Raw genomic sequence first — 431 nt, forward strand, 5'->3', positions numbered from 1 at the left:
AGCAGAGAGAAACGCGAGCTCCGCGTTCTCCGACACCGTTCCCATGAGCGCGGACAACGTCAACGGCCCGTCAAAGAGCTCGAACGCGCTTTGTGTTGGATCATGCAAATTCTGCGATCCGTGACATGCGAAATGTACCCATGGGTGTCGACGCACTGCAGCGAGGACTGTCTCGAGTCTTGCCTCATCGTGTTCGCAGAACGTGTTATCCTGGCTAGGGAGGAGTGCACGAAGGCGAGCACTTTCCTCGCGGACATATTTGAGCGGCGATAAACCAGAGCGAGGAGTTGCTGGCTGTGTGACTAGCAACATGGTGGGCTTCAGTCTGGATCGATTCTCTGCCATATCGCTACATCGTAGCAGAGCGGAGAGCGATGGCGTATACGAAGAGACGACATAGTCCCACGTGTGCTGTTCGTCCTCGGACTTGT

The 431-nt window shown here is 55.7% G+C and carries 1 protein-coding gene; it reads right to left on the minus strand.

Annotated features, from left to right (window positions below; all coding sequences use genetic code 11):
* Positions 1 to 431: CHAT domain-containing protein (locus BBH99_RS23085; RefSeq protein ID WP_123873185.1), on the minus strand; the 431-nt coding region annotated here is incomplete at both ends.

It is taken from the genome of Chryseobacterium contaminans (genome assembly GCF_001684955.1).
GTDB classification, from domain to species: Bacteria; Bacteroidota; Bacteroidia; order Flavobacteriales; family Weeksellaceae; genus Chryseobacterium; species Chryseobacterium contaminans.